Origin of the sequence: Aminobacter aganoensis, assembly GCF_014206975.1 — a bacterium.
Lineage (GTDB): Bacteria > Pseudomonadota > Alphaproteobacteria > Rhizobiales > Rhizobiaceae > Aminobacter > Aminobacter aganoensis.
Map to the genome: position 1 here is coordinate 525386 of NZ_JACHOU010000003.1, position 19714 is coordinate 545099.

23 protein-coding genes are annotated in these 19714 nt (G+C 65.0%); 12 read left to right on the forward strand and 11 right to left on the reverse strand.

The genetic code is table 11. The features are described 5' to 3' along the window. Positions 1-14: 14 nt before the first annotated feature. Entirely contained in the window at positions 15-1658 is a 1644-nt protein-coding gene (locus tag GGR00_RS10210; RefSeq protein ID WP_184699373.1) for an MFS transporter, read from the forward strand. Positions 1659-1712: 54 nt separating this feature from the next. Here GGR00_RS10210 and GGR00_RS10215 read toward each other — a convergent pair whose 3' ends face one another. Continuing rightward, the gene (locus GGR00_RS10215) at positions 1713-2009 is read right to left on the reverse strand and encodes a putative quinol monooxygenase (protein ID WP_184699374.1); all 297 of its coding nucleotides are present in this window, start codon (positions 2007-2009) and stop codon (positions 1713-1715) included. A gap of 56 nt (positions 2010-2065) precedes the next feature. Further along, positions 2066-2707: a hydrolase gene (locus GGR00_RS10220; RefSeq protein WP_184699375.1), complete on the reverse strand. Its 642-nt coding sequence runs from the start codon at positions 2705-2707 to the stop codon at positions 2066-2068. A gap of 280 nt (positions 2708-2987) precedes the next feature. Here GGR00_RS10220 and GGR00_RS10225 point away from each other — a divergent pair, with 280 nt between their 5' ends. Further along, entirely contained in the window at positions 2988-3275 is a 288-nt protein-coding gene (locus GGR00_RS10225; protein WP_184699376.1) for a hypothetical protein, read from the forward strand. A 46-nt stretch (positions 3276-3321) separates the two neighbouring features. On the opposite strand, the gene GGR00_RS10230 is transcribed toward GGR00_RS10225, so the two are convergent. From GGR00_RS10230 to minC, 4 genes are all read right to left on the reverse strand, one after another. Then, positions 3322-3531 (reverse strand): hypothetical protein, encoded by a 210-nt coding sequence (locus GGR00_RS10230; RefSeq protein WP_055970648.1) that lies wholly within the window; start codon positions 3529-3531, stop codon positions 3322-3324. A 92-nt stretch (positions 3532-3623) separates the two neighbouring features. Further along, on the reverse strand, positions 3624-3887 hold the full coding sequence (minE, locus tag GGR00_RS10235) for a cell division topological specificity factor MinE (RefSeq protein WP_184699377.1): 264 nt from the start codon (positions 3885-3887) through the stop codon (positions 3624-3626). Beyond that, on the reverse strand, positions 3884-4699 hold the full coding sequence (gene minD, locus GGR00_RS10240; protein WP_055970650.1) for a septum site-determining protein MinD: 816 nt from the start codon (positions 4697-4699) through the stop codon (positions 3884-3886). Before minD ends, minE begins: the two co-directional genes overlap by 4 nt. Before the next feature lie 39 nt (positions 4700-4738). Then, a complete protein-coding gene (gene minC, locus GGR00_RS10245; protein WP_184699378.1) occupies positions 4739-5482 on the reverse strand; it encodes a septum site-determining protein MinC in 744 nt (247 codons plus the stop codon). A 403-nt stretch (positions 5483-5885) separates the two neighbouring features. Here minC and GGR00_RS10250 point away from each other — a divergent pair, with 403 nt between their 5' ends. Beyond that, positions 5886-6599, forward strand: coding sequence for an outer membrane protein (locus GGR00_RS10250; protein ID WP_184699379.1), 714 nt, complete (start codon positions 5886-5888; stop codon positions 6597-6599). Positions 6600-6766: 167 nt separating this feature from the next. On the opposite strand, the gene GGR00_RS10255 is transcribed toward GGR00_RS10250, so the two are convergent. Further along, complete coding sequence (locus GGR00_RS10255) at positions 6767-7477, reverse strand: HAD family hydrolase (RefSeq protein WP_184699380.1); 711 nt, start codon at positions 7475-7477, stop codon at positions 6767-6769. A gap of 85 nt (positions 7478-7562) precedes the next feature. Then, entirely contained in the window at positions 7563-9221 is a 1659-nt protein-coding gene (pgi, locus tag GGR00_RS10260) for a glucose-6-phosphate isomerase (RefSeq protein ID WP_343065531.1), read from the reverse strand. A gap of 264 nt (positions 9222-9485) precedes the next feature. Here pgi and pdxR point away from each other — a divergent pair, with 264 nt between their 5' ends. Then, entirely contained in the window at positions 9486-10979 is a 1494-nt protein-coding gene (gene pdxR, locus GGR00_RS10265) for a MocR-like pyridoxine biosynthesis transcription factor PdxR (RefSeq protein ID WP_184699382.1), read from the forward strand. Between the two features lie 178 nt (positions 10980-11157). Then, positions 11158-12747, forward strand: coding sequence for a trimethylamine methyltransferase family protein (locus GGR00_RS10270; RefSeq protein ID WP_184699383.1), 1590 nt, complete (start codon positions 11158-11160; stop codon positions 12745-12747). A gap of 75 nt (positions 12748-12822) precedes the next feature. Here GGR00_RS10270 and GGR00_RS10275 read toward each other — a convergent pair whose 3' ends face one another. Continuing rightward, positions 12823-13221: a hypothetical protein gene (locus GGR00_RS10275; RefSeq protein ID WP_184699384.1), complete on the reverse strand. Its 399-nt coding sequence runs from the start codon at positions 13219-13221 to the stop codon at positions 12823-12825. Between the two features lie 162 nt (positions 13222-13383). On the opposite strand from GGR00_RS10275, the gene GGR00_RS10280 reads away from it, so the two are divergent. Continuing rightward, the gene (locus GGR00_RS10280) at positions 13384-13710 is read left to right on the forward strand and encodes a hypothetical protein (protein WP_184117398.1); all 327 of its coding nucleotides are present in this window, start codon (positions 13384-13386) and stop codon (positions 13708-13710) included. Positions 13711-13788: 78 nt separating this feature from the next. On the opposite strand, the gene GGR00_RS10285 is transcribed toward GGR00_RS10280, so the two are convergent. Then, a complete protein-coding gene (locus tag GGR00_RS10285; RefSeq protein WP_184699385.1) occupies positions 13789-14496 on the reverse strand; it encodes a DUF6065 family protein in 708 nt (235 codons plus the stop codon). Positions 14497-14662: 166 nt separating this feature from the next. On the opposite strand from GGR00_RS10285, the gene GGR00_RS10290 reads away from it, so the two are divergent. The 5 genes from GGR00_RS10290 (at position 14663) to GGR00_RS10310 (ending at position 17150) form a co-directional block, all read left to right on the forward strand. Further along, complete coding sequence (locus GGR00_RS10290; RefSeq protein WP_055970658.1) at positions 14663-15016, forward strand: ArsR/SmtB family transcription factor; 354 nt, start codon at positions 14663-14665, stop codon at positions 15014-15016. Further along, the gene (locus GGR00_RS10295) at positions 15000-15461 is read left to right on the forward strand and encodes an SRPBCC family protein (protein WP_055970659.1); all 462 of its coding nucleotides are present in this window, start codon (positions 15000-15002) and stop codon (positions 15459-15461) included. Before GGR00_RS10290 ends, GGR00_RS10295 begins: the two co-directional genes overlap by 17 nt. Before the next feature lie 111 nt (positions 15462-15572). Beyond that, entirely contained in the window at positions 15573-16022 is a 450-nt protein-coding gene (locus GGR00_RS10300; RefSeq protein WP_184699386.1) for a GFA family protein, read from the forward strand. Between the two features lie 86 nt (positions 16023-16108). Then, complete coding sequence (locus GGR00_RS10305; protein ID WP_244487747.1) at positions 16109-16879, forward strand: DUF899 domain-containing protein; 771 nt, start codon at positions 16109-16111, stop codon at positions 16877-16879. A 7-nt stretch (positions 16880-16886) separates the two neighbouring features. Further along, positions 16887-17150 carry a hypothetical protein gene (locus tag GGR00_RS10310; RefSeq protein WP_055970662.1) on the forward strand — a complete coding sequence of 88 codons (264 nt, stop codon included), beginning with the start codon at positions 16887-16889 and terminating at the stop codon, positions 17148-17150. Here the strand turns inward: GGR00_RS10310 and GGR00_RS10315 are convergent. After that, the gene (locus GGR00_RS10315; RefSeq protein ID WP_184699388.1) at positions 17147-18949 is read right to left on the reverse strand and encodes an IlvD/Edd family dehydratase; all 1803 of its coding nucleotides are present in this window, start codon (positions 18947-18949) and stop codon (positions 17147-17149) included. The genes GGR00_RS10310 and GGR00_RS10315 overlap by 4 nt on opposite strands. A 183-nt stretch (positions 18950-19132) precedes the next feature. On the opposite strand from GGR00_RS10315, the gene GGR00_RS10320 reads away from it, so the two are divergent. After that, a complete protein-coding gene (locus GGR00_RS10320) occupies positions 19133-19585 on the forward strand; it encodes an SRPBCC family protein (RefSeq protein ID WP_055970664.1) in 453 nt (150 codons plus the stop codon). The last annotated feature ends 129 nt before the right edge of the window (positions 19586-19714 follow it).

Below are 19714 nucleotides of genomic sequence, written 5' to 3' on the forward strand. Positions count from 1 at the left end.
GAGGGGACATTCGCATGACATCATCGCCGGACGAGCCAGGACAGCCCACCCCGCCCGCGCCAGCCGCAGCTTCGTCATGGGCGCCGTTCCGGCATGCGCCCTTCGCGACGCTATGGGGCGCCACCGTCGTTTCCAACATGGGCATGTGGATGAACGACGTCGGCGCCGGCTGGCTGATGACCGACCTCAACCCGTCACCGCAGATGGTCGCGCTGGTTCAGGCCGCGACGACCCTTCCGGTCTTCCTTTTCGCGCTGCTGGCCGGGGCGATCGCCGATTTGGTGGATCGCCGCCGGATGCTGCTGGTGATCAACGCGCTGACCTTGCTGTGCGCGGCGGCGTTCACCGCGCTGGTGCTGGCCGACAAGGTGACCATCGAAGTGCTGCTGGTCTTCACGTTCCTGCTCGGCACCGGCGCCGCCTTCATGGCGCCGGCCTGGCAGGCGATCGTTCCTCGGCTTGTCCCGCGCGCCGACCTGCCGGCCGCCGTCGCGCTGAACTCGATGGGCATCAACGTCGCGCGTGCCATCGGCCCCGCGCTTGCCGGCATGATCATCGTTCCGTTGGGCATTGCCACGCTGTTTGCGTTGAACGCCGTCAGCCGTATCGGCATCCTGGCCGCACTGTGCTGGTGGTCGCCGGCCAAGGGGTCGGCGAACGCGCTGCCGCCGGAGCCGATCGGCCAGGCTGTCTTCACCGGCTTGCGCTACGCCGCCCGCAGCACGCCGCTCAAGGCCACGTTGGCGCGTGCGCTCTGCTTCTTCCTGTTCGCCAGCCTGTACTGGGCGATGTTGCCGTTGATCGCCCGCGAACAGTTGCGTGGCGGCCCGGCGACATATGGCCTGCTGATGGCGATGATCGGCCTCGGCGCCGTCATTGGAGCCTTTGCGCTGCCCGCGATGCGGCGGAAATTGAAGCCGGGTGGTCTCGTTCTCGCGGGCTCGGTCGGCACGGCGGTCGCCATGACCCTGTTTGGCCTTGGCCAGCATGTGAGCCTGGGCGTCATCGGCGCGCTGATCGCCGGTGCGTCGTGGCTCGCCGTACTGTCCACGCTCAACGTATCGGTCCAGTCGTCGCTGCCGGATTGGGTTCGCGCGCGCGGGCTCGCGGTCTTCATCACCGTCTATTACGGCGCGATGGCAGCCGGATCGCTGGCCTGGGGCCAGGTGGCTGCCCACATCGGCGTCGCCAACGCCCTGCTCGCCTCGGCAGCCGTGCTCGTGCTGGTCGGCCTGTGGGCCACCCGCTTCGGTCTTCCCGACGACAAGGCTCCCGATCTTGCCGCATCTGCCCACTGGCCGCAGGTCTTGCCGCAGCTCGAGTTCGACCGGGATCGCGGTCCGGTGATGGTCGAGATCACCTATCACGTCGATACCGCCGATCGCCCCGGCTTCCTGAAGGCGATCTATGCCTTTCGCGAGGAGCGCTACCGGGACGGCGCCTATGACTGGAATGTCTTTGAGGATGTCGAGGTGCCGGGGCACTTCACCGAGTATTTCCTGGTCGGCAGCTGGCTCGACCATCTGCGCCAGCACGACCGGGTCACGGTCGCCGACAAGGAGCTGCAGTCGGCTGTTGCCAGCTTCCACAGCGGCGACGGTCCACCCAAGGTTCGCCACCTGCTGGCGCCGCAGGTCGACGGACGCAAGCCGGGCTGACCATCGGCGCAGATACGATACGGCGTCGCCTTGGCCCGGGTCATGCCACCCGGCTCATGTCACCCGGCTCATGAAGCACACCAGTTCGCGCCGCTCGACATTCCTGTCGCCATTCTCGTGGAACGCACGGATATGGCCCGACAGGTTGTGATGCCTTTCTTGCGCTGCCGCGTCGCGCCAATGCTCGACGATCACGAAGCGGCGGCGGTCGTTCTCGTCTGCAAACAGCTCATAGCGAATGCTGCCGTCTTCGTTGCGCGAGCTCTCGGTGACAACGGTCAGGTCGCTGCGCAATTCCCCCTCTTTGCCTTCCTTTGCATACAGGATTGCAAGGACATGAACTTCAGCCATCGGTCTTCTCCGGCCTGTGGAGATGGCGGCATGAGAAGCCGCCATCTCCAGGACGACTAATCGGTGCGGTCGTAAGAGAACTGGATCCCGGCCGTGCCGCCGGTCTCGATGAACAGGTTCATGAAGGCAGGCACGGTTTCCTTGCGCGACCAGTCGCGTTGCAGTTCGCAGAACAGCTGCGGCACGCTGATCATCTTGCCGCCCGCCTGCTCGATGCGCCGCAGTCCGGCTTCGTGTGCAGCGACCGATGTGCCGCCCACGGCATCGGCCACGACATAGACCTCGTAGCCTTCGGCAAGCGCGTCGATGGCCGGGAAGGTCAGGCAAGCCTCGGTCCACAGTGCCGCCATGATCAGTTTCTTGCGACCGGTCTCCTCGACCGCCCGGCGAAACTCGACGTCTTCCCACGAATTGATCGTCGTCCGGTCATAGGTCGGAAAGTCGCTGAGCACCCTCTTGAGTTGCGGCACCGGCGGCTTGTTCAATCCCGTCTTCACGTTCACGGTGGAGTGGACGATCGGCAGGCCATAGGCGACGGCGGCCTTGGCGGTTCCCACGATGTTGTTGAGCAGCAATTGCCGGTCCATCGATGCGATCGAGTTCACCTGGACCGGCTGATAGTCGATGATCACGAAAGCCGCGTTCTTGGGTGTCAGCAGACGATCTTTGACAGGATCGCGGATTGTTTCGCTTGTCATGGTATGTCCTTTCGTCTCTTCGGAACCCGCCGGCATTCGGCAAAGGCGTGCCGCCTTGCCGCCGGGAGCGGGCGAGCGGTTCCGTTCCCGAGGATGGTGCTGGATGCCTGAAAAATCTCGACGCACGGTGTGCCTATGGCCAGGGGGCCGGCCAGCAGATCCGTGATATGTTTGTCAGTGGCTAGGAAGGGCCGCGCAAAGCCGTCGGCGCATCGACAGGCGTGCTGTTCAGCATAGGCATCACTCCAATTCGATTGTTCAGCCGTTGGGTGACAGGCGAATGGAAATCCAGCTCACCATAGCGCGTGCCGCGGTTATCTTCCACACGGTTTTGCTGACGGCGTCGCCGGGCGACCGGTTTGATGCGCTGGAAGATCCATGGTTGCGGGCAGGTGTTTTGGCGCAGCGGCTCACGCCAGGGGCGGTGTCACGAGCTCGGCTGAACGCGGCGGCGCATTCGGCCTGCCAATCAGGCCTGCGGGAAGTCTCGCGGAAGAGCGTGGTTCGCAGCGAATGCGTCCAGGACGCGCCGAATTCGCTGGAGAAGCCGAAGCGCGTCCTGTCGTGACCGTCGCCAGGGCGTGGCGCAGCGGCTGGCTGCGCCGGTCGGTACGTCAGGCCCTGTTGGCCTGCGTCTGTCCGGCCGCATTGCCGGCCTGTCCAGCGAAGCGCGGCGTGGCGCCGGCGGCTTCCTCGCAGAGTTCCACATGCCTGGCCAGAGCCTGGTTGGACAGCACTGCGCTGATGGTGGTGATATCGCGGCCCTGGTGCTTGGGCATCTGCTGGACTTCCTTCAGCCTTTCCAGAAGTGCGAGTCGGGTCATGGTTTCCCTCCTTTGCCGATAGGGGAGTGGTCGTTCGGAGTATCCCGCGCGGATGCTGCGGGAAGTCCGGCGAACTGGCGGGTTGGCGGCCGTCAGGCCGCCTTCCTGCCCGCGTCGAACGGGATCTCGATGTCGACGGCGAGCGTCGAGACCTTGTCGCCGCGCTCCATCTTGACGCTGACCTTGTCGTCGTCGATCTGCATGTGCTTGGAGATGGCACGCAGGATTTCGTCGCGCAGCTTGGCGACGAGGTCCGAATCGCCTGCCGAAGCACGCTCGTGGGCCAGCAGCACCTGCAGGCGCTCGCGCGCGGCTGGGGCCGATTGGGGGCGGGAAAAGAGCTGGAAGAATTTCATGCCGCTTTCCTTCCGAAGATCTTGCCGAAGAAGCCCCGCTTTTCGCCCGGGATGGTGACCGGCAGCTCTTCGCCCTTGAGCCGGCGCGCCGCATTGAAATAGGCGATCGCCGGAGCGCTGCGGCCGTCCGCCAGGGTGACCGGCGAGCCGACATTGGAGGCGCGCAGCACGTCCATGCTCTCCGGAATGATGCCGAGCAGCGGGATCGACAGGATCTCGAGCACGTCGTCCACCTTCAGCATGTCGCCGCGCTCGGCGCGCGCCGGGTCGTAGCGGGTGAGAAGCAGGTGTTTCTCCATGCGCTCGCCGCTCTCTGCCTTGAGCGTCTTGGAATCGAGCAGGCCGATGATGCGGTCGGAATCGCGCACCGAGGAAACTTCCGGATTGGTCACGACGATGGCGACGTCCGCATGGCGCATGGCAAGCGTCGCGCCGCGTTCGATGCCGGCCGGGCTGTCGCAGATGACCCAGTCGAAGGTCTTCTTCAGCGCGGCAATGACCTTCTCGACGCCTTCCGCCGTCAGGTTGTCCTTGTCGCGCGTCTGCGATGCCGCCAGCAGGTAGAGCGTCTCCAGGCGTTTGTCGCGGATCAGCGCCTGTGCCAGCTTGGCTTCGCCCTGGATCACGTTGACGAGGTCGTAGACCACACGCCGTTCAGCGCCCATGACGAGGTCGAGATTGCGCAGGCCGACGTCGAAGTCCACGACGACGACCTTGTCGCCGCTCTGCGCAAGGGCCGCGCCCAGTGCGGCGGAAGACGTCGTCTTGCCGACGCCGCCCTTACCCGATGTGACCACGACCACCTTGCCCATAGAGCTCTCTCCTGTTGTTCGTTTAGGCACGCCTTCGGCTCAGCCGAGGGGTACCGCCTTGAGTGCGTCGCCTTCGAGCCAGATCTGGATGGCCTTGCCGCGCAGACCGGGCTCTAGGTCTTCGGCCGTCTTGTAGAAACCGTCGATGGCGATCAGTTCCGCTTCCAGCTTGCTGCAAAAGATGCGCGCCGACGCGTTGCCCGTCGTGCCGGCCATCGCCCGACCGCGCAGGGTGCCGTAGACGTGGATCGATCCGCCGGCCACGACCTCGGCACCGGAAGCAACCGATCCGACGATGGTCACGTCGCCTTCGGGGAAGAAGAGCGACTGCCCGGAGCGCACCGGCTGGGTGATGACGAGCGATGGCGTGGCCTTGGCGTTGGCGGCCTGAGCCGGGTCGGAGGGCGCGGCGTATTCGGCGACACCTGCGTCGTCGTCCTCATCCGCCGTCGGCGCCTCGAAGTCCGAGGCCGGGCGCCCGTCGGCCATCGCCGGCGGCAGGTCGGAGCCGAGCATTGAGGGCTGTGCGCCTTCGATGCCCATGATCCGCACGTTGCGTGTGCCGAGCTGATGGACGAGTTCGCGAAGCTGCACGCGGTCGATCGGCAGCCCGCCGACGTCGAGCACGATCGGGCGGCGCAGGAAGAAGCCGGCCGAGCGGGCGGCCAGGTCGTCGAGCCGCGCCAGCCAGTCCTCGAAGGGGAGTTCCGGGGTCAGCGCGAGCGCAAGGAAGGATCGCCCCTTGAGGCGGATAGGCCGGGGTTGAGTTAACACTTCGGTCATCTTGGTAAATTTTCGGTTGCTTCGGTGTAGCGAGCAAATGGTTAACGAAAGGTTAATTTCTGAAGCGCACGCACCGGGGTCCACCCTCTCGAAAACCGATATGTAACGCAAAACGTCTTTCGGATCAGATGGTTGGGATTTTAGCCACAAAGTGACTAAAACTGATGCCGTTCTGTTTCGCCAATTTGGTCCGCCGTAATCACGGGCAACCGCGCCGACGTCTTCGGCCATTCGGGCGAAGGACCATGCGACTCGGCGCGGCAGCCGGGGCAGACAGACCGCCGCAGCCATGGGTTGCAATCATCGAGAGCGATCGGCTTGCTTTCTTGCGCAGGTTGCTGTAGCTGCAGCTATCGCGAACGCTGCCCTGTTCGCTCAACGAGAGCAAACTACGGGGCATCCGATGAAATTCAGCACAACCAGTTCTGTCCGCAGCGCGTCTTTGGCAACGCTGCTAGTGGCTTCGATATCAGTGGCGGCGAGCATGCCCTCCGCGGCTTCAGATGTGGCATCGGCGGCGACTGCCGGCTTTGTCTGGACCGGAGGATATGTCGGTCTTCAGGTCGGACACGCTTGGGGTGATTCGTACTACGACGATGGCTTCGGCTCGTTCATCAACTACGACCCCAAAGGAGTGATTGGCGGCGCATATGCGGGCTACAATCACCAGTTCGGCAACTTGGTCATCGGTGCCGAAGCCGACTTGAACTTCTCTGGCATTGAAAGAGGCCGTGCGCCTGAAGAGTACGAAGGCGGCGGTTCAAGCGACGTTCACTACGGTACCGCCGAGATGAAATGGAACGGCGCCATCCGCGCGCGGCTCGGTTATGCCGTTGATCGCTTCTTGCCCTATGTTGCGGCAGGTGTTGCCTTCGCGAAGTACGACATCGCCTTGATGCACGATGATTTCTCTCACTTTGAACGCAGCACCGCCGTCACTGGCTGGACCCTGGGCGGCGGTATCGAATACGCGGCCACCGACAACCTGATGGTGAGGGCGGAGTATCGCTACACCGACTATGGCAATGAGACGTGGGACGACGAGAACTGGGGCGACGGTTTGAATGTCGATTTGAAGACCCACGACCTCCGCCTCGGCATTGCCTACAAGTTCTGATTTCGGCCTTCACAAAAGAGCCTCGGCTTCCCGGCCGCAGCGGCTTTCCCTCGTAAGATGGCGATAGAGTTGCACCAGTTCGGGCAGGTCTTCGCGCCGTGCCCGACGGATGGTGAACTCGGCGGCCATGGACCTTCCTCGTCGAATGCGGGCGGGTAGGGGCCCGCTCATGCCTCGCGGGCGAGGAACGCTGGCAGGTCGGCGATCGAATCGAGCACGACGTCGGCCATCGGCGTCAGCGACTCGCGCGTGCCGGTGCCCGAAAGCACAGCGATCGCAAGTCCGGCGCCGCCGGCCTTGGCCATTTCGAGGTCGTGGCGATTGTCGCCGACCATGGCGATCTCCGACGGCTTCAGTCCGGTGAGGTCGGAGAAGGCGTGGATCGAATCGGGTGCGGGCTTTGGGTTGGCCACCGCGTCATAGCCGTAGGCGGCATCGAACATCTGGGCGACGCCGAGCGAAAGCAGCGTCTTTTCCGCCCCGCTGGTCGAATCGTTGGTGGCGACGCCAAGCCTGAAGCCGGCGCTGTGCAGGCTGGCCAGCGCGTCCTTGCTGCCGGGCAGCGGCACGGCCTGCGCCGAGCCCTGCTCGGCCGAAACCTCGTCGAACATCTTGACCAGCTTCGCCTGCTCGGCATCGCTGGCATCGGGATACCACAGCGCCACGATGTCGGCGTTGGTGCCGGCGGCAAACACCGAATCGGCCTTGAAGCAATGGGCACCGAAATCGTAGCCGGCGGCTTCCATCAGGACGGTCGCCCGCTCCCGGTCGCCGTCCGCCGCCTTCAGCGCCATCATCTCGCCGATGGCGAACCACGTTGCCTGAAAATCGACGAGGGTGCCGTCCTTGTCGAAAAGTATGCCCTTGATGCCCCGCAAATCGCCTACTCCCTGCGCATCGGCTCCGAAAATCCATTCGGGATTTTCGGAATGCACGATGCGGACCTCAAACCTGATGCGTCCTTCAGGCGGCCGGCTGGCCGCCCGGTGTCCTTAGCCGGTGAATATGCTCCACCAGCCCGGCTGTCGAGGCGTCGCTTCGCGCGGCATTTTCCCGCCCTTCCACGACAGGCAGCAGTCCGGTCGCCAGTTCCTTGCCCAGTTCCACGCCCCACTGGTCGAAGGCATTGATGCCGAACAGCTGCGCCTCGACGAAGACGCGGTGCTCGTAGAGCGCGATCAGCCGGCCGAGCATGTGCGGGTCGAGCTTGCGGTAGAGCAGCGTCACGGAAGGGCGGTTGCCCGAGAAGACGCGGTGCGGCGCGATCTTGTCGACCTCTTCCGGCTTCATGCCCTTGGTCAGCATCTGCCGCCGCGCCTCTTCCAGCGTGCGGCCCTTCATCAGCGCTTCCGACTGCGCCAGGCAGTTGGCGAGCAGCAGGTCGTGATGCTCCTTGAGGTCGGGCTCGTGCCCTTCCGCCGCCGCCAGGAACTCCACCGGAATGAAATCGGTGCCCTGGTGCAGGAGCTGGAAGAAGGCGTGCTGTCCGTTGGTGCCGGGCTCGCCCCAGACCAGCGGGCCCGTGGGGGTCACCGCGGCGCCGCCGGTGATCGTCACGCTCTTGCCATTCGATTCCATGTCGAGCTGCTGCAGGTAGGCCGGCAGGCGCGAAAGCCGCTGGTCATAGGGGATCACCGCGCGCGCCGGATAATTGCACACCGCGCGGTGCCAGAAGCCGACCAGCCCCATCAGCACCGGGATGTTCTTGAGCAGCGGCGTCGTCGCGAAATGCCGGTCCATGGCGTGGGCGCCGGCGAGGAAGTCGCGGAAATTCCGCGGCCCGATCGCCATCATGATCGGCAGGCCGATCGCCGACCAAAGCGAATAGCGTCCCCCGACCCAGTCCCAGAAGCCGAACACGCGGGACGGGTCGATGCCGAAGGCCGCGACCTTGTCGAGCGCGGTCGACACCGCGGCGAAATGGCTGCTCACTGCCTTGGCGCCGAGCGCGTTCTCGACCCAGCGCCGGGCCGTCGCGGCATTGGTCATCGTCTCGACGGTGGTGAAGGTCTTGGACGCGATGATGAACAGCGTCGTCCCCGCGTCGAGCCCCTTCAGCGTGTCGTGGATGTGGGCGCCGTCGATGTTGGAGACGAAATGGGCGCGCGGCCCGTCGTGATAGGGCGCCAGCGCCAGCGTCGCCATGACCGGGCCGAGATCGGAGCCGCCGATGCCGATGTTGACGACGTCGGTGATCTTCTTGCCGGTGGCGCCGGCTGCCTTGCCCGAGCGGATGTCCTCGGCGAAGGCCGCCATGGCGTCGAGCACGCCGTGCACGTCCGCCGACACGTCGTGGCCGTCGAGCATGATTGCTTCGCCGCGCGGGCTGCGCAGCGCCGTGTGCAGCACTGCCCGGTCTTCGGTGATGTTGATGCGCTGGCCGGCAAACATCGCCGCGCGCTTGCCCTCGAGGTCGACCACCCGCGCCAGCTTTTCGAGCAAGCCCATGGTCGTGGCGTCGACGGCGCATTTCGACCAGTCGAACAGCAGGTCGTCGTCGGTGACCGAAAAATTCTTGAAGCGCTTCGGATCGGACGCGAACGCCGCCCGCATGTTCTTCGGCGCTTCCTGATGATGGTTGCGAAGCGCGGCAAGAGCCGCCTGGAAGGGTTGTTCGGTCACCATGGAACTCCGGAAGTTTGGGCTGCCCCGTTCGCCTGCCGTGTCATCCTAGCAGACCTCTTGGCTCATTGAGAGAGTGTCGCGGCGGACTATCGCGGCAAATTTCAATCGATTCAACTGGGCATGTCGGCAACCGCCGATGGAAAGGTTCACTGGCATAAATCCATAGGATTAGAAAAATTGATTGGTGCAACCGCTTGTACCAAGGATAGCTTTCTATGGTCCAGCAAAGTCAAAAAGACTGGACATGCAGGAAACGTCACTATGCCACAGCGAAACGACACGGCGATCTGGTCCGGCCTGTTCCGGATTTCGGCGGAATCAGGCCAGACCCTCCAGGCGCAGATCCGGCAGGCGATCGTCGCCGCCATTCTCGACCGGCAGATTGCGGCCTCGATGCCGCTGCCGTCCTGCCGAATCCTCGCCGAAAAGCTCGGCGTTGCCCGCGGCACCGTGGTTCTGGCCTTCCAGCAGCTGGTCGACCAGGGCTTCCTCGTGGCGCGTGAGCGCCGCGGCCACTTCGTCAATCCCGAAGTGCTGGCGACCCCGGCCAAGCCGCAGCACAAGGCCCCCGACCAGGCCAATGAAATCGATTGGAAGGCGCGCCGCCAGATCGCGGCCTCGGACATGCCGCCGCCGGCCAAGCTCGAGAACTGGATCAAGTCGTCCTATCCCTTCGTCTACGGCCAGTTCGATCCGACGCTGTTCCCGACCGCCGAATGGCGCGAATGCAACCGCATGGCGCTGGCCGTGCTGGAGATCCGCAACTGGGCGGCAGACATGGTCGACCGCGACGATCCGCTGCTGATCGAGCAGATCCAGGCGCGCCTGCTGCCGCGCCGCGGCATCTTCGCCAATCCCGACGAGATCATCGTCACGCTGGGCGCCCAGAACGCGCTCTACATGCTGGCGTCGCTGCTGATGTCCAAGGGCTCCAAGGTGGCGATGGAAGATCCGGGCTACCCGGACGCGCGTTCCATCTTCCGCCTCGCTGGCGCCGAGATCGAGCCCGTGCCGGTCGATCAGCAGGGCATCGTCACCTCGGCCATCCCGTCGGATGCCGGCTTCGTCTTCGTCACGCCGAGTCACCAGTGCCCGACCATGGTGCCGCTCAGCGCCGAGCGCCGCCAGGATCTGCTCGCGCGTGCGACCCGCAACAACCAGATCATCATCGAGGACGGCTACGACAGCCAGTTGCTCGACGAGGCGCCGCAGCAGGCGCTGAAGAGCCTCGATCGCTCCGGCCGCGTCGTCTATGTCGGCTCGATGTCGAAGACGCTCGCGCCGGGCCTGCGGCTTGGCTACATAGTCGCTTCCGCCGGGCTGATCGCCGAACTGCGCGCCTTGCGCCGCTTCATGCTGCGCCACCCGCCGGCCAACAACCAGCGCGCCGTCGCGCTGTTCCTGTCGCTCGGCCATCACGAGGCGCTGGTGCGCCGCCTGTCGACGGCCTTCGGCGAGAGGCGCAAGCGATTGGTCCAGGCAATATCGGCATTCCTGCCGGACTGGCAGTCCACCGACTCGGCCGGCGGCACGTCGCTGTGGCTTGAGGGCCCGCGTGGAACCGACTCGCGCGGGCTTGCCGCGGCCGCTGCCGCGCGCAGCGTCATCATCGAGCCGGGCGAGCGCTTCTTCGAGCATGGCGACAAGCCTACGCGCTTCATGCGCTTGGGGATTTCCTCGATCGCGCTGCAGCACATCGAGCCCGGAATCCGCGAACTGGCGACTGCCGCCGGACGTCGTCCCGCGGCTGCATGATCCCTGTCCGGCGGCGTCTCCGTGCCGCCGGCTCATATCAGCGATCTGGCATATCCGGCGGCATATGCTGGCCCATGGTCTGGGCCAATGGACGCTGCATAGTCGCACAAAGGGAACGAGGCGACACGACGGTGGCATAATCACTGCGGGCCAGCCTCATAGAATTCGGAGGACCTGCATGTCGGTTGCCATCGAAAGCCATGACCTGTCGGCGGAGCAGCGCTCGCGCCGGTCCGGCGGCCGGGAGGCGAGGCGGGCGATGCGCGCAGCACCTTTGGCCGACGATATTCGTCCCATCCGCGCCGGCCTCGAAGGTGGCCGCTTCGGCCCGCTCGGACAGGACGACCTGGAACGCATCCACGAGGCGGTGCTGGCGCTGCTCGAAACGGTTGGCTTTGCCAACGCCATCCCGAGCTGCATCGAGGCGCTGAAGCGCGTCGGCGCCAGCTATGGCGACGACGGCCGCATCCGCTTCCCCCGTGAGCTGGTACTGTCGACGATCAGGAACGCCGCCCGCAATTTCACCCTCTGCGGCCAGGATCCCCGCCACGACATGGTGATCCAGGGCAAGCGCGTGCACTACGGCACGGCGGGGGCGGCGGTGCACCTCGTCGACGTCGAGAAGCGCGAGTATCGCGAGAGCCTGTTGCAGGACATCTACGACGCCGCCCGCATCGTCGACGGGCTCGACAACATCCATTTCTTCCAGCGCCCCATGGTGCCGCGCGACATTCCCGACCCGCTGGAGATGGACTTCAACACGCTCTACGCCTGTGTCAGCGGGACGACCAAGCATGTCGGCACCAGCTTCACCGTGCGCGAGAACGTCGCTCCGGCGCTCGAGATGCTCTACGAGATCGCCGGCGGCGAGGAGAGTTTCCGCGCCCGGCCCTTCGTGTCGAATTCCAACTGCTTCGTCGTGCCGCCGATGAAGTTCGCCGAGGATGCCTGCGGCGTGCTCGAGGCCTGCGTCGAGGGCGGCATCCCGATTCTGTTGTTGTCGGCAGGGCAGGCGGGCGCCACCGCGCCGGCTGCGATTGCCGGGGCCGTGGTCCAGGCGGTGGCCGAGGTGCTCGCCGGCCTCGTCTATGTCAATGCGCTCAAGCCTGGGCACCCCGCGATCTTCGGCACCTGGCCCTTCGTCTCCGACCTGCGCACCGGCGCGATGTCGGGCGGTTCGGCCGAGCAGGCGCTGCTCACCGCCGCCTGCGCCCAGATGGCGCAGTTTTACGATCTTCCGGGCGGCTCGGCCGCCGGCATGGCCGACTCCAAGCTGCCCGACATCCAGTCCGGCTACGAAAAGGGCATCACCAATGTCATGGCCGGGCTGTCGGGGCTCAATCTGGTCTATGAGTCCGCCGGCATGCATGCCTCGCTTCTCGGCTTCTGCCTGGAAAGCCTGATCATCGACAATGACATGCTGGGCCAATGCCTGCGCTGCGTGCGCGGCATCGAGGTCACCGACGAGGCCCTGTCCATCGCCACCATCTCAGAGGTCTGCCTCAACGGCCCCGGCCACTATCTCGGCAACGAGCAGACGCTGAGGCTGATGCAGACCGAGTACTTCTATCCTGCCATCGCCGACCGCTTCTCGCCCAAGGAGTGGAATGAAAAGGGCAAGCCCGACATATTGGGCCGCGCCATCGCCGAGAAGAAGCGCATCCTCGCCGAGCGCTTCCCGCGCCATATCTCGAAGGCGACCGACGACAAGCTGCGTACGCGCTTCGGCGAGATGATCAAGCTGCCGCGCAGCGGCATGGGCGGCTAGCACCTCGCTCGAAAACCGGAATCAGCTTTGGGGAGGGCACGATGCGCCCGCGGACGCGCGGCGCACTTGGGCAGCCTAATCGGCCGTCAGCTCGAAACGATCGATGACAGTCGGGCTGATCAGCTTGGCATGCAGCGCCAGCAGCACGATGTCGGCGTCGAAGCCGCTGCCGGCTTCGAGGGCGGCCTCGATGCGCCGCTCCGCTTCCAGCATCTGGTCGCGCCCGTTGGCCTGCTCGAACACCTGCGGCCCGGCGATGCAGTAGCCGAACAATTGCGCCACCGGTGGATAAGCCTGCGCCGGCGGTTCGTCGGGCCAGTGGTCCTTCATCAGGTTGACGATGGTGAGCTTGACGCCCTCGGGCACCAGCGCGGGATGCAGGTCGACACTGCGCAATGCGGCGTCAAGCTGGCGCAGGTCGCCCGAGCGGCCGAAGATGCCGAGAAAACCGAGGGAAGAGCGCCGCCTGGCCATGATGTCCGTATCCGTTTGTCGACCACGTAGGTGGTCGAGAGGCGGAATGCGAGGGCTGATCGCAGCCGACCGCCCATGAATTTTGGGTCGCTCACGGAATAGACCGCGACGTCTCCCGTTCCTCCCGGGCAATCACCAAGATTGTCGAACAGGAGATTAGAGATGAAAAAGATCCTCGCCATCCTTGGCGCATTGACCCTCGCCGCACCGGTGGTTTCCACGCCCGCACAGGCCGACGACGATGTCTCGAAGTTCTTCAAGTCCATCATCTCGGGTGGCAAGAATGCGAGCGGCGGCAAGAGCTGGTCGAATTCGAGCAGCAACCGTTCGTCCAATTCGTCGAGCAACTCGAACTCCAACCGCTCGTCGAATTCGTCGAACAATTCGAGCTCCAACAGCTCTTCCAATTCGTCGAGCAATTCCAGCTCGAACTCGTCGTCTAACTCCAGCTCGAATTCGAGCTCGAACTCTTCGTCCGACGACGATTGATCGCTGTAGCAAGGCGCCAGGCGAAAGGGCCGGTGGAGAAATCCACCGGCCCTTTTCGTTATGCCCGGACGGTAGCGTTCAGCGCGCCGCCCGTGCGACTTTCCTGTACCAGCCGTCGGCGGCGATGGTGTTGCGGAACACGCGGGTGCGGTCCTGTTCTTCGTTCTCGCGCTCGGCGCGGATGTCGGCGACAAGATCGAGCGCCTTGCGCTCGAAGGGGATGACCTGCGCGATCGGCGCACCCTTTTCGATGATGTGCAGCCCGTCGGCGCCGGTGGCAAAGAATGGGAAATGGATCTCGGCAGTGTAGCTGTCGGTGTCGACCACGCCCGAGACGATCTCGAAGATGCCGTTCGGCCGGTTCAACGGCTGCACGAACAGGCAGCTCCAGCCCGGCGGCGTCCTGACTGTCCAGTAGTTGTGGAACTTGCACGGCGGAAGCGGGGCGCGCGGATTGCCGGCGACCTGGTGGGCACCGTGGTTGCTGACCAGCGTGCGGTCGAAGTCCCAGGCGCAGTTCACCGTCTTGCCGCCATCCGATATCTCCATGCGCACGGTCGCCGGCAGCCGGATGATCCAGCCTGCCGTCATCGCGTCGAGAAACGGCATGCAGCGCTTGACCGTCAGCCCGCTGTCGCCGGTCGACAGCTTTTCGGGATCGACCGCCGGCAGCTTGCGGAACCAGTCGGGTAGAAAGGTCTTGGCCGGCACCGGGGGCGGGATCACCCCTTCGTCCTCGGGGCGGCAGAGAAAGCGTATCGAGCGCGGCTTGGGCGAGAGGAACATCTGACATCTCCTGATTGGTTGTCAGGGAAAACGGGCGAGGCGGGCCTCTATTCCATCGTGCGGGCTATCTCCGTCGCCATGTCGCGGCGCCGCTTCCGCGTGGCTTGACTCAACTCGGTTTCGGTTGTACTTAACGGATATGTTAATTAACAATCGTGCTAAATAAATGACCGAAGATCGCCTCGACGCCACATTCGCCAGCCTCGCCGACCCCACAAGGCGGGCGATCCTTGCCCGGCTCGCGCAGGGCGAGGCGACTGTCAACGAACTGGCCGAGCCCTTCGCGATGAGCCTGCCGGCGATCTCGCGCCACCTCAAGGTTCTGGAGCGCGCCGGGCTCATCAGCCGTGGCCGCGAGGCACAGTGGCGCCCGTGTCGGCTGGAGGCCGGGCCGCTCAAGGACATCGCCGGCTGGGTCGAACACTACCGCCGCTTCTGGGACGCCAGCTTCGACCGCATGGCCGATTATCTCAAGGAACTGCAGACGCCCAAGGGAGATCCCGATGACCGCAAGAACTGACACCGTCGCTGCAAGGTCGCTTTCGCTCGAATTCTCACGCGTCTTCGATGCACCTCCGGCGCTCGTCTTCCGCATGTGGTCGAGCCCCGAGCACCTGACCCGCTGGTGGGGGCCGAAGGGCTTTACCTCGACATGCCGGACGCACGAGTTCCGCAAGGGTGGGCGCTATCATTTGCTCATCCACGGCGACGACGACAACGGCATGACCGGCACCTTCCGCGAGATCGTAGACAACGAGAAGATCGTCTTCACTTTCGCCTGGGATCACGATCCCGACTGGCAGACGCTGGTGACGGTGACGCTGAAGGCTGAAGGCGACGGCACGCGCCTGACCTTCCGCCAGGAGCCGTTCCTCGACGTCGAAACCCGCGACTCGCATCTGGGTGGCTGGGGCGAATGCCTCGATCGCCTCGCCGATGCGCTCGCCGGCCGACCCGTCGTCTGAGTTCTCGCGCACCGGCTGACGCTGCCGGCGCGCCGACCGCCCGATTGAAACCGCTGTCGCCGATGATCGTTGTCGATCATCGGAACGACGCGCCATGCGAGGAGAACGACCATGCTGAAATCCTATCGCGGCAGTTGCCATTGCGGGGCCGTGCATTTCGAATGCCAGCTCGATCTCGCACCGGAGGGTAGTCGCTCGAAGCCGGAGCTCGACGGCGTCTGGTGGACGTCGAGCTTCCGCTGCAACTGTTCCTGGTGCGCCAAGACCCGTTTCTGGAAGAACTTCGCCCGCCCCGCCGGCTTCCGCGTCACCTCGGGCGCCGACGCGCTGACCGAGTATCGCTTCGGCGAGTCCGCCATCCGCCACACCTTCTGCAGCCGCTGCGGCGTCCATCCCTTCGCCTCGGCGAGCTTCGAGATGATGGGCGGCGATTTTTATGCCGTGAACCTCGCCTGCCTCGACGACGTCACGCCGGAGGAGTTGGCCGCCGTGCCGATCATCTACGAGGATGGCAGGCATGACGCCTGGGACCGCCCACCGCCGGTGACGGCCTACCTCTAGTCGCAAGCATCGAAAGTTCGAGCCGTGCATGACGGCCGCTATCCGGCGGCCGAAGGGAAACCTGTGTCCAAACGATGGAGAGTGGAATGCAGCATGAAATCGTGTCCAGGGAAGAATGGGCGGTGGCGCGGCGTGCGCTGCTTGCCAAGGAAAAGGCGATGACCAAAGCGCGCGACCAGCTCAGCGCCGAGCGCCGCGAACTGCCTTGGGTTCGCATCGACAAGCCGTATTTCTTCGACGCTCCCGAAGGCCGGCTGTCGCTGTCCGACCTGTTCGATGGCCGCAGCCAGTTGTTCATCAAGCATTTCATGATGGGCCCCGGCCAGGTCCATCACTGCGTCGGCTGCTCGTTCGAACTCGACAATGCCGACAGCGTGCTTGTCCATCTCGAAAACCACGATGTCACTTACGTCGCCGTGGCGCGCGCGCCGCTTGCCGAGATCGAGGTGCTGAAGGCGCGCATGGGCTGGCGCGCGCGTTTCGTCTCGTCGTTTGCCAGCGACTTCAACTACGATTTCAACGTCTCCTACACGCCCGAGCAGCTCGCGGCGAAGAAGGCGGTCTACAATTTCGCGCCGCTCGATTTCCCGATCGAGGACCTTTCCGGCGACAGTGTCTTCTACAAGGACGACGACGGCCAGATCTACCACACCTACTCGACCTTCGGCCGCGGCGGCGAGCAGTTCCTCGGCGCCTATGGCTTTCTCGACGTGATGCCGAAGGGCCGCGACGAAAACGGACCGTTCTACCTCCTCGCCGACTGGGTGCGGCCGCACGACATGTACGGCAAGGGCGGCACCGTCGAGATGACGGGGCGCTATCACCCGGCCGATTGTGGCTGCGGCAAGCACGGCTGAGCCAACGATGTGCTGCGCGCTGGCCGGCCTGATGCTTGCGATCGTCGCCGCCTGGCGGCGACTGGCCGGCCTGGCGTCAGGCTGGCACCGGGCACTGCGATGGGGCGCAATGGCCGTCCTGGCTGTTGCGCTTGGCATCGGCACTGTCGCTGCCGGCCAGCATGCCAGGCACTATCTCGAACGCGCCGATACTAACCGGCGCAGCATCCTTGCCGAGATCCTGGCGCAGCCGATCTGCTCGGGAGAGATCCCGGCAACTCAGCCCGGCTAGTGATTGTCGCGCGGGATGCCCTTGGTCTGGGCGACGCGCTGGTATTTCACCGCCGGCTTCAGCACCATGCCCTGCGCCAGCTGGTCGACCATGCCGCGCTGGATTTCCTGCCACGGCGTCTGGTGACCAGGGAAATGGTAGCCGCCATCGGCCTGCAATTCGGCGCGGCGGCGCGCGATCTCGTCGTCGCCGACGAGAATGTCGGCGGTGCCCTTCCTCAGGTCGATGCGCACCCGGTCGCCCGACTTCAGCAGCGCCAGCCCGCCGCCGACGGCGGCTTCCGGCGAGGCGTTGAGGATCGACGGCGAGCCCGACGTGCCCGACTGGCGCCCGTCGCCGATGCAGGGCAGCGAGTGAATGCCGCGCTTGATGAGGTAGGCCGGCGGCTGCATGTTCACCACTTCCGCGCCGCCGGGATAGCCGACCGGCCCCGCACCGCGCATGAACAAAACCGTGTTCTCGTCGATGCTCTCCGCCGGGTCGTCGATGCGGGCGTGGTAGTCCTCCGGCCCGTCGAACACTTTTGCGGTGCCTTCGAAGGCTTCGGGATCGGCGGGGTTCGACAGGTAGCGGTCGCGGAACTCCTTCGAGATCACGCTGGTCTTCATGATGGCGCTGTCGAACAAATTGCCCATGAGATTGATGAAGCCGGCATTTGCCTTCAGCGGCTCGGCGACCGGGCGGATGACCTTGGCGTCCATGGTCTCGGTCGCGGCACAGTTCTCGCCCATGGTCCGGCCATTGGCGGTGATCGCGTCGGGATGCGGCAGCAGGCCGGCCTTCATCAGCTCGGCGACCACGGCCGGCACGCCGCCGGCATGGTGGTAGTCCTCGCCGAGATATTCGCCCGCCGGCTGCAGATTGACCAGCAGCGGCACATGGTGCCCGACCTGCTGCCAGTCGTCATTGTCGAGCGGCACGCCGAGATGGCGGGCAATGGCGTTGAGGTGGATCGGCGCGTTGGTCGAGCCGCCGATGGCCGAATTGACGACGATGGCGTTCTCGAAGGCTTCGCGGGTCATGATGTCCGAGGGCTTCAGGTCCTCGCGCACCATGTCGACGATGCGCCTGCCGGTGTCATACGAAATCTGCCCACGCTCGCGATAGGGCGCGGGGATCGCCGCCGACCCCGGCAGCTGCATGCCGAGTGCTTCGGCCAGGCTGTTCATGGTCGTTGCCGTGCCCATGGTGTTGCAATAGCCGACCGAGGGCGCCGAAGAGGCGACGATGTCCATGAACTGGTCGTAGTCGATCTCGCCGGCCGACAGCCGCTCGCGCGATTCCCACACCACCGTGCCCGAGCCCGTGCGCTTGCCCTTATGCCAGCCATTGAGCATCGGCCCGACCGACAGCGCGATCGCCGGAATGTTGACGGTGGCTGCCGCCATCAACAGCGCAGGCGTGGTTTTGTCGCAGCCGATGGTCAGCACCACGCCGTCGAGCGGGTAGCCGTAGAGCACCTCGACAAGGCTGAGATAGGCGAGGTTGCGGTCGAGCGCGGCTGTCGGGCGTTTTCCCGTTTCCTGGATCGGGTGGCACGGGAACTCGAACGGCACGCCGCCGGCAGCCACGATGCCGTCGCGCACCCGCTTGGCGAGCTCGATGTGATGGCGGTTGCAGGGCGACAGGTCCGAGCCGGTCTGGGCGATGCCGATCAGCGGCTTGCCCGACTGCAGCTCCTCGCGCGTCAGGCCGAAATTCAGGTAGCGCTCGAGATAGAGCGCGGTCATGCCGGGATTGTCGGGGTTGTCGAACCACTCCTGCGAACGGAGTTTCTTCGTTGTCTTCTGGCCGGTCATGACATTTCTCCGTAGTCCGACCTGCATCGTTATTCCAAGCGCGAAAACGCCACAAGCGCGATGCCGGCGCGACCGCGGTGGCTGGCTTCCGAATGCGCCGCTTGGTGCGCCGCCGGCACGATGGACAAGCCCGATTTGCTGCGTTACCCCTCGTCGGGTGAGTTCTCTAGGGAGGGATTTGCCGTGGCTCTGGTGATTGAAGGCGAGGAGAAGATCGCAGCCCCCATCGACGTGGTCTGGAAGGCGCTGAACGACCCGGCGATCCTGAAGGAGAGTATCCCCGGCTGCGAGAGCCTGGAGATGTCGTCGCCGACCGAAATGGCGGCCAAGGTGGTGCTCAAGATCGGCCCGATCAAGGCGACCTTCGCCGGCGAGGTCACGCTGAAAAACCTCAAGCCGCCGCGTTCCTACACCATCGAGGGCGAGGGCAAGGGCGGCATCGCCGGCTTCGCCAAGGGCGGCGCGGACGTGACGCTGACCGAGGACGGCCCCGATGCGACGATCCTCAAATACGCCGCCAAGGCCGACGTCGGCGGCAAGATCGCCCAGCTCGGCAGCCGCCTGATCACCTCGACCTCGAAGAAACTCGCCGGCCAGTTTTTCTCCACCTTCGGCGAGAAGGTCGGCGGAGCGTAGTTTTCCCTTTTCGCATTGTGGGGTGAGGTGGTGGCCGAAGGCCAGGAAAAGCCAACGATTTGGCTTTTCCAACGACGAACGCCCGGAGGCATAGCGGAGGGCCGGGCGGATTGGCGCGCAGCGCCAAGA

Coding starts and splice junctions, on each gene's coding strand:
- GGR00_RS10210 (WP_184699373.1), top strand. CDS start 15: ATGACATCATCGCCGGACGAGCCAGGACAGCCCACCCCGCCCGCGCCA.
- GGR00_RS10215 (WP_184699374.1), bottom strand. CDS start 2,009: ATGGCTGAAGTTCATGTCCTTGCAATCCTGTATGCAAAGGAAGGCAAA.
- GGR00_RS10220 (WP_184699375.1), bottom strand. CDS start 2,707: ATGACAAGCGAAACAATCCGCGATCCTGTCAAAGATCGTCTGCTGACA.
- GGR00_RS10225 (WP_184699376.1), top strand. CDS start 2,988: ATGGAAATCCAGCTCACCATAGCGCGTGCCGCGGTTATCTTCCACACG.
- GGR00_RS10230 (WP_055970648.1), bottom strand. CDS start 3,531: ATGACCCGACTCGCACTTCTGGAAAGGCTGAAGGAAGTCCAGCAGATG.
- minE (WP_184699377.1), bottom strand. CDS start 3,887: ATGAAATTCTTCCAGCTCTTTTCCCGCCCCCAATCGGCCCCAGCCGCG.
- minD (WP_055970650.1), bottom strand. CDS start 4,699: ATGGGCAAGGTGGTCGTGGTCACATCGGGTAAGGGCGGCGTCGGCAAG.
- minC (WP_184699378.1), bottom strand. CDS start 5,482: ATGACCGAAGTGTTAACTCAACCCCGGCCTATCCGCCTCAAGGGGCGA.
- GGR00_RS10250 (WP_184699379.1), top strand. CDS start 5,886: ATGAAATTCAGCACAACCAGTTCTGTCCGCAGCGCGTCTTTGGCAACG.
- pdxR (WP_184699382.1), top strand. CDS start 9,486: ATGCCACAGCGAAACGACACGGCGATCTGGTCCGGCCTGTTCCGGATT.
- GGR00_RS10270 (WP_184699383.1), top strand. CDS start 11,158: ATGTCGGTTGCCATCGAAAGCCATGACCTGTCGGCGGAGCAGCGCTCG.
- GGR00_RS10275 (WP_184699384.1), bottom strand. CDS start 13,221: ATGGCCAGGCGGCGCTCTTCCCTCGGTTTTCTCGGCATCTTCGGCCGC.
- GGR00_RS10280 (WP_184117398.1), top strand. CDS start 13,384: ATGAAAAAGATCCTCGCCATCCTTGGCGCATTGACCCTCGCCGCACCG.
- GGR00_RS10285 (WP_184699385.1), bottom strand. CDS start 14,496: ATGTTCCTCTCGCCCAAGCCGCGCTCGATACGCTTTCTCTGCCGCCCC.
- GGR00_RS10290 (WP_055970658.1), top strand. CDS start 14,663: ATGACCGAAGATCGCCTCGACGCCACATTCGCCAGCCTCGCCGACCCC.
- GGR00_RS10295 (WP_055970659.1), top strand. CDS start 15,000: ATGACCGCAAGAACTGACACCGTCGCTGCAAGGTCGCTTTCGCTCGAA.
- GGR00_RS10300 (WP_184699386.1), top strand. CDS start 15,573: ATGCTGAAATCCTATCGCGGCAGTTGCCATTGCGGGGCCGTGCATTTC.
- GGR00_RS10305 (WP_244487747.1), top strand. CDS start 16,109: ATGCAGCATGAAATCGTGTCCAGGGAAGAATGGGCGGTGGCGCGGCGT.
- GGR00_RS10310 (WP_055970662.1), top strand. CDS start 16,887: ATGTGCTGCGCGCTGGCCGGCCTGATGCTTGCGATCGTCGCCGCCTGG.
- GGR00_RS10315 (WP_184699388.1), bottom strand. CDS start 18,949: ATGACCGGCCAGAAGACAACGAAGAAACTCCGTTCGCAGGAGTGGTTC.